Consider the following 7,344-nt stretch of genomic DNA (forward strand, 5'->3'; position numbering starts at 1 on the left):
ATCATGGCCATTAAATACTAAGAAAGTATAAAAAATAACTCAAGAGTATATTTTGAAGGATTTATGTTAACTGTTAGTAATAAGATATTGAAATATTATGTAAGGGGAATATAAGTATGATATTGAATAAAAGAAGTGAATTATATAATATCGAACCACTGGGGCTAGGAACAGAAATGGTAGAAAGTCTTAGTAGTTATATAGTTCGACTTGCTTATAAACATAATATTAATGTCGGGGAACTGGTAAATAAACTTATCATTCCTGAACTTAATAAAGATTATTTGGTAAAAAGCGCTATTTATGGTGGTGACAGTTTCTTTGAAGGAGCTAAAACAATAAATGGATGTATGGAGAATTCGATAGATACAGTAAGAGTATTAGAATTATTTACAACAAGAAATGATTTATCTAAACTTACTTTATATCGCTTTAAAAAGTTTTTTTCGCTTAGGAACTTATTCAATGATTACTTATCGTGGTGTCCCAAATGTATAAATGAATGGTATGTTAAAAATTTGGAAATTTATTATCCTCTAGTATGGTACTTGAAAAATGTAATGGTTTGTAATGAACACAATTGTTTCCTCTTACATTTTTGTTTAAACTGTCATAAAAAAATTAAATTTCTTACAAGAAAAAATATACCGGGATATTGTTCAAACTGTTTTATTTTTTTGGGAGAAAGTAACCCTGAGACTGAAAAAAAAGTAGAAATTACAGACCGTCAAAGTTTTTTTAGTCTGAATATTTGCAATATTATGAAGTTAGACTTTGGTTTAATTCAATCGGAGTTTGTAATCATAAAACAATTAAATTTTATAAAAGAAAATTTTTTTGGTGGTAATTTATCTGAAATGTCTAAATTTTGTTGTATTCCAAATTCTACTTTATGGTATTGGATTAAAGGGGTAAATAAATCTACACTAGAGGGAATAATATTAATTTGTTTCAAATTGAACATTGAGATCACAGATTTTTTATTAAAGGTTGAAAAGGTAGAAATAAATACTGATTCTGTAAATTCATTTTTCTCCAATTATGAAAAGTTACAAAGAGTATCTATTCCTATGGATTTCCGTTTAATAGAAAAAAAACTTGAAGGTATTTTAAAATTAGAAATTCCAATTTCGATGACTTTAGCTGCTAATCAAATTGGAAGAGATAGACGAGTTTTGTATAGGGAATTTCCAGTGTACTGTAAAATGATTTCTCAAAGATATAAAAGTTTCACAAAAGAAAAAGCGACTGAACGAATCAATTTATTAAAGAAAGAGGTACAAGTTATTTTTCTCTTATTAGTTGATGACGGAATATTTCCAAGTAGAAGGGAAATTGAAAAGAGATTAAGTAAAAGAAGTGTATTTAGAGAAAGAGTACTAAAGGAATATTGGAAAAATTTATTGATAGAACATAAGCTTATTTAATAATCATAAGGGGTGATATGATGGATTCAATGAGTTTGAAAAGTGGACAAAAAAGCTAAATTTAAACATAGTAACTGTAAAATAAATACAGTGAGTGAGATTATCCCCATCAGTTAAACATTGATAACCAAGTATTACCGCTATATCATATCTGTATATTTTTTTGAATATTTATATTATCAAAATTTTGGGAAGGGAGATGTTCTTATTATTTGGAAAAGTCAGTTATAGCTTCAAGGCTCACCTATCGAAAATTAATGAGGTTCTTACTATAAGCAAGCTTTAATTAAATATTTGATTTTCTTAAAAACAGAGTTGATTATAAATATTTTTGTATATTAACTCTGTTTTTATGTTTAACAGCGATAAGTTTTCTTAAATTTAACTTTCTGCAATATATCTAAACACCACATTAGGACTTTAGATGCGACGTTGTTTGTGAATTGTACAAACGAGATTGGAAATGATATTGAAGGCTTGGTACTTTACTTGTAACTTTCAGGATATCCTAAATATATATAACGAGGATTCTCTTTAAACAAATTTCGAAATTTTCCTATATTTAGGGTAGAGGAAAAATTAATCTGTATAGAATGAGAATTATTGGGATACAAATGAATAATTAATAGATTACTTGGCCATAAATAAATTAACAAATAGTAAAGATTTGGCTAGAAGAAATATTGATTACTTGTTTTATCAAATGAAATGAAGGGTTTGAATGTTAGAAAAATCATATGAACTGGATTAGTTGAGAGTTTAAGTAGTAATTTAATTAGAGTCGCTTAAAACATAACATCAATGTTGGAGACCAGAAAAAAAGATAGTAATACCTAAAATGAAAAAAGACTATTTAAAACGAAGCGCTATTTATGGAGGTAAAAGGTTTTATGCTGACGGTCAACGCAAAAATTAACCACAAGATAAGATTTGGCCAATCTTACTTAATATAAACTAAAAGGTATAATCCCAATGAGAAATTTTATAAAAGAATCCTTGTCATGGTGTGTGCAGATTGCTTAAGAAATTGGATGATGAAAAGGGTTATTTATTATCCTCTAATATGGTATTTAAAAAGCTCAAGATATTATTATGGAAGAACTAGATGTACAAGAATTGCGTTAGCATATATTTATTTATCAAAATACTCAAACATTATTACGAATGAATAATAGTCGACTAGATTTAATAAGAAGTTGTGAAAGAGTATTAAATTTAATCAATTTAATTTTTTTGTAGAAATATAATGCTTAAATGTTAAAATTATCTATAATATTAAAGTGTTGTATGATAAAACATTCAGAAACAATTAGATGTTGTAGTAATTCAAGATGGTCTTAGGAACTTTTAGTATCTTACACTCTGATTTCTAGGGTAGAGGCAGCTAAAATAGTAGGGAGGGAAAGGTCTATATTATTTACTAGTTTCCCTGATTATGGTAGATAGGTTTCCAAAAGAAAGAGTGATTTTTAGAACAAAAATCAAGTTATAGAATTCAATTGTTAAAAGAAAAAATTAATAATGGCTTCATTTATTGATTAATAAAGGTATTAATACAAGCAGGGGTAAAATAGAGCGATATTTAAGCAAAATATGGATTACTTCCAGAAAAGGTTCTCCAAGACCAGTGGAGAGACTTATTAAACACAAATATCAAGAGGGCAAGGGGAGGTACTTTTCAATGATGAGTTCAAATGAGTTTCAAGTATGGGCAGAGAAACTTAATCTATCAAAAGAAGCAGTAACAGAAATTCAACGAATAAGACAGTCTCCTCCTTCGAGGAGAGTTGGCGGTGGTAAACATAATGTCAGTGGGAGATATAGTAGTAAGAAGATGGGACTAACTATCCAATTTGAAAGTCATAAAGTTGAGTTACCTACTATATATATGTTGGAATTTAATGATAATGTTTTAGAATACTATGATCAACCGCCCCAAATAAAGATTTTTTACTACCAAAGTAAAACTAATAAGAGAAAGGCCTATATGATAACAGCTGATTTTTTTGTAATAGAAAAAGATAAGGCATATTGGATTGAATGTAAAACGGAAGAAGAACTTATAAAAAAATCTCAGAAAAATCCAGAAAGATACTTAAGACATAATTCCCAATGGGTTTTTACTCCTGGTAAGACTTACGCAGAAGAATTTAATTTAGATTTTATTATCCGCTCTTCTTCAGAAATCAATTGGAATCTTCAGCGTAATCTTGAGTTTTTGGTGGACTATATTGTTAAAGATTTTATTCCAAATGATTCGCAAATTACAAAAATAAAAGAAGCAATTCAATCAGCTCCTGGTTTGTACTTAAAGGAACTAATACTAAGTTCAGAAAATCAGTTCTCTGTTGATGAGATATATTCATTAATTGCAAAAAATGTTATCTATATAGATTTATATAATGATTTAATAACTGAACCGGAACTTGTAAAAGTTTATATAAATAAGGCGCAATATAAAGGATTTTCTATTATTGCGGAAACAAGAGGTGAAAAAAAATCTCATGCAATTGAATTGAAGAGCGGAAATGATATTTTATGGGGTGATACAACTTGGACTATCCTTAATTTTGATTATCTTAGTAATTTAGTTTTTTTATTTTCAAAGAACGAAAAAAAGAATGTTGAATTACCAAAAGATTTATTTGAATCGTATATTTCAGAAGGGTATATACGTGGTTTTAACAGTTATGACCCAAGCGAAACGGATGAAGTTAGTAAGTTGATTTCCCAGGCTGGTGTCCAAGACTTAGAGGTCGCAAATAAAAAATACGAAATTATTAATACTTATTTAAAAGGTGAAGAACTAGAATTGACAGTTACAGAAAGAACGCTTAGAAATTGGGTGAAAAAATACAAAGATGCACAAGAGTTACATGGAAATGGTTATGTAGGTCTTCTCCCTAAAACTAAAAAAAGAGGAAATAGAAATTCTAAGTTACACCAAGATACAATTGAATTGATGAATAGAATTATAACAGATAGTTATGAAACAAGTAAGCTTAAATCTGCAAAACAAGTTTATCGCGAATTACTTGTTAAATGCGAAGAATTCAATATTGATATTCCTTCATATCAAACTTTTTGTAATACGATTAATAATCGTTCAAAATATGAAGTTGAAAAGAAGAGAAAAGGAAAAAGGGCTTCTTATAAATATGAAGAAATTTATACTGAACTAGAATTTACTACTCCAAAACATGGAGAAAGAATATTTCAAATAGCACATATTGATCATACCGAATTAGATATTGAACTTAAAATTAAAAGTAATGAAACTATTAAACCATGGCTTACTTTAATGATTGACGCTTTTTCAAGAAGAGTTCTTGCATTTTATTTAACCTTTGAAAATCCATCTTATCGTTCATGTATGATGGTAATTAGAGAATGTGTAAAAAAATATAGTCGTTTACCGAATTATATCGTGGTAGATGGGGGAAAGGAATTCAATAGTGTGTATTTTGAATCCTTACTTGCTTTATATAGTGTTCATAAGAAAGAACGACCTCCAGCAAAGGCAAAATTCGGTCATGTTGTAGAAAGGTTATTTGGAATTACAAATGAGTTATTAATTCATAATTTAAAAGGAAATACTCAAATCACAAAAAATGTAAGACAAGTAACTAAATCTGTAAATCCCAAAAAACAAGCAGTATGGACACTTGAGAAACTGAATGAAAGGTTAGATTTCTGGATTGATGATGTTTATGACAATATGGAAAATCCATCTCTTAACCAAACCCCGAAAGTAGCGTTTGAGGAATCTATAATGATGTCAGGTAATCGTCCCCAAACTTACATTCCTTATGATGAAACTTTTATTTTAATGACATTTCCCGCTCCTAAAGGAAAAACAAGAAAGGTTCATCCTGGGCAAGGTATTAAGCTAAATTATTCGTATTATTGGTGTGAACAATTTAGAAATCCTAAAATTGAAAAGACTCAAATAGAAGTAAAATATGATCCATTTAATATGGGAATAGCTTATGCATTTATTAATAGCGAATGGGTAAAATGCATATCTGAACAATATAAATATCTAAATGGAAGGACAGAGAAACAAATAAAATTTATTGCAGAAGAAATTAGGCAAAAAAATAAATTATATTCAAAAAATAATACAGTGACCGCAAAAATGATTGCCAGTTATATTCTTGAATCTGAGGAAATAGAAGAAAAACTTACTTTTGAAAATAATGAAAAATCCAAACCTTTAAAAACAGAGGTAAAAGTTATAGAAAATGTGAAGGTATCAAACAATGATTTTGATTCTTTGGAAATGAATAATTGTGATGATGAAGATGAGCTCGAAATATTTGGGGAGTTGATTTAATGCTAAAAAAGTATAGCGACTTATTAACGAAATCTAAAGATGAACGTGAAAAGTTTTTTACGGATTTTACTGTTAGCCATCCTAAAATGAGACAAGTATTAGTGGAATTAAAAAATGAAATCTATAAAGGATCACAGAACATTATTATGGTAGTAGGCCCATCTGGTGTAGGTAAATCTAGATTATTTAATGCGACTAAGGCTTTGATAATAAAAGATATGGAACAGGAACTCGACGAAAATAAAAGTATAATTCCGATAGCAGGTATAGAGCTCCCTAATCCAGATTTAGGTAAGTTTAATTGGAAGGATTTTTATTTTAGAGTTCTTTCATCGTTGAAAGAGCCACTAATTGATAAAAAAATAGATGTTAATGTTTTGAATAAAATTAAAAATAATAACACTGTAAATTCGGCGCGCCTTCCATCTACTGCAGCGGCATTACGAAGATCTATAGAGAGTGCGTTTTTTAATAGAAAGACAAAAGCTCTTCTAATAGATGAAGCCCAACATTTTTTTAAAATAAATAATGACAGAAGAGGAGATAGTGAAAAAAACCAAAAACAATTTAATTCAATAAAATCTTTAGCGAATATGAGTTATACAAAAATTGTTTTATTTGGGACCTATGATTTAAGTGCTGTATTTAATCTAGATGGGCAATTATCAAGAAGGGTGAAAGAAATTCATTTTCCTAGATATGATTTTAAAAATGAGGTTGACAAAAAGAATTTTAAATCTATTCTACTAACTTTCCAAAAAATATTACCATTGCAAGAAGAACCGGATTTGATAGGACATTTTGAATATTTGTATGAAAATTCTATTGGGTGTACAGGTATATTAAAAAATTGGTTACAAAGATGCTTATCAGATGCTCTTGAAAATGATGAAGAGACCATTACTTTTATAAATTTAAAAAAGAACGCCCTACACACAAAAAAGCTTTTAACATTGGCGAACGAAGCATTGGATGGAGAAACAATTTTTAAAGAAAATAAAGGTGATAAAGAAGAATTAAAGGCACTTCTTGGAACAAGTAAACAAGAGCAACCAGTTAATAAAGAAAAAAAATATAATTCAACCCCAGGAAAAAGAAAACCAGAAAGAGATAATGTTGGTTTGTGAAAGTAGAAGTTTAGTAAGTGGGTTATTCCTACTCGTTTTTTATTTCTTAAAGTGAATTATCATTATTTAAAGTTTTGGAGGTATTAATGTTAAGGTTAACTATTGATGAATTAGATGATCAGAAACAAATTGGAAATATTTTATCAAATAGAACTGTATTATATAATTTAGAACCAATAGGCATTGGGACACCTTTTATTGAAAGTCTTACCAGTTATATTTCTAGACTAGCAACTGCTCACAATATAAGTGTATCTACTCTGCTTAAAGGTGTAATAGCGCCTCTGATTAATAAAGAACATATAAAAAAGGAACTTAGTATGGGAATTGAACTGAACCCCGAATAGTGGACACTTTAAAAAAAGTGGACCTATTCGGGGTTTTTCTATTTTCAATGTTTGGAAACCCCGTTATACTAACCATACCATTTATGAACGGGAGAACATCATGAGTA

The 7,344-nt window shown here is 28.7% G+C and carries 4 protein-coding genes; all 4 read left to right on the forward strand.

All coding sequences use genetic code 11. The features are described from left to right. Nucleotides 1-116 precede the first annotated feature (116 nt). On the forward strand, nucleotides 117-1,427 hold the full coding sequence (locus ACVYAD_RS21770; RefSeq protein WP_476427925.1) for a TniQ family protein: 1,311 nt from the start codon (nucleotides 117-119) through the stop codon (nucleotides 1,425-1,427). 1,681 nt (nucleotides 1,428-3,108) lie between these two features. Further along, nucleotides 3,109-5,763 carry a TnsA endonuclease N-terminal domain-containing protein gene (locus tag ACVYAD_RS21775; protein ID WP_476427926.1) on the forward strand — a complete coding sequence of 885 codons (2,655 nt, stop codon included), beginning with the start codon at nucleotides 3,109-3,111 and terminating at the stop codon, nucleotides 5,761-5,763. Further along, nucleotides 5,763-6,890 (forward strand): TniB family NTP-binding protein, encoded by a 1,128-nt coding sequence (locus tag ACVYAD_RS21780; protein WP_476427927.1) that lies wholly within the window; start codon nucleotides 5,763-5,765, stop codon nucleotides 6,888-6,890. The genes ACVYAD_RS21775 and ACVYAD_RS21780 overlap by 1 nt, the downstream gene beginning before the upstream one ends. A gap of 86 nt (nucleotides 6,891-6,976) precedes the next feature. Beyond that, nucleotides 6,977-7,237: a hypothetical protein gene (locus ACVYAD_RS21785; RefSeq protein WP_476427928.1), complete on the forward strand. Its 261-nt coding sequence runs from the start codon at nucleotides 6,977-6,979 to the stop codon at nucleotides 7,235-7,237. The last annotated feature ends 107 nt before the right edge of the window (nucleotides 7,238-7,344 follow it).

It is taken from the genome of Lysinibacillus sp. G1-3 (genome assembly GCF_056322905.1).

Excerpts from the sequence above, each read along its gene's own strand:
- ACVYAD_RS21770 (WP_476427925.1), top strand. The coding sequence starts at position 117 with ATGATATTGAATAAAAGAAGTGAATTATATAATATCGAACCACTGGGG.
- ACVYAD_RS21775 (WP_476427926.1), top strand. The coding sequence starts at position 3,109 with ATGATGAGTTCAAATGAGTTTCAAGTATGGGCAGAGAAACTTAATCTA.
- ACVYAD_RS21780 (WP_476427927.1), top strand. The coding sequence starts at position 5,763 with ATGCTAAAAAAGTATAGCGACTTATTAACGAAATCTAAAGATGAACGT.
- ACVYAD_RS21785 (WP_476427928.1), top strand. The coding sequence starts at position 6,977 with ATGTTAAGGTTAACTATTGATGAATTAGATGATCAGAAACAAATTGGA.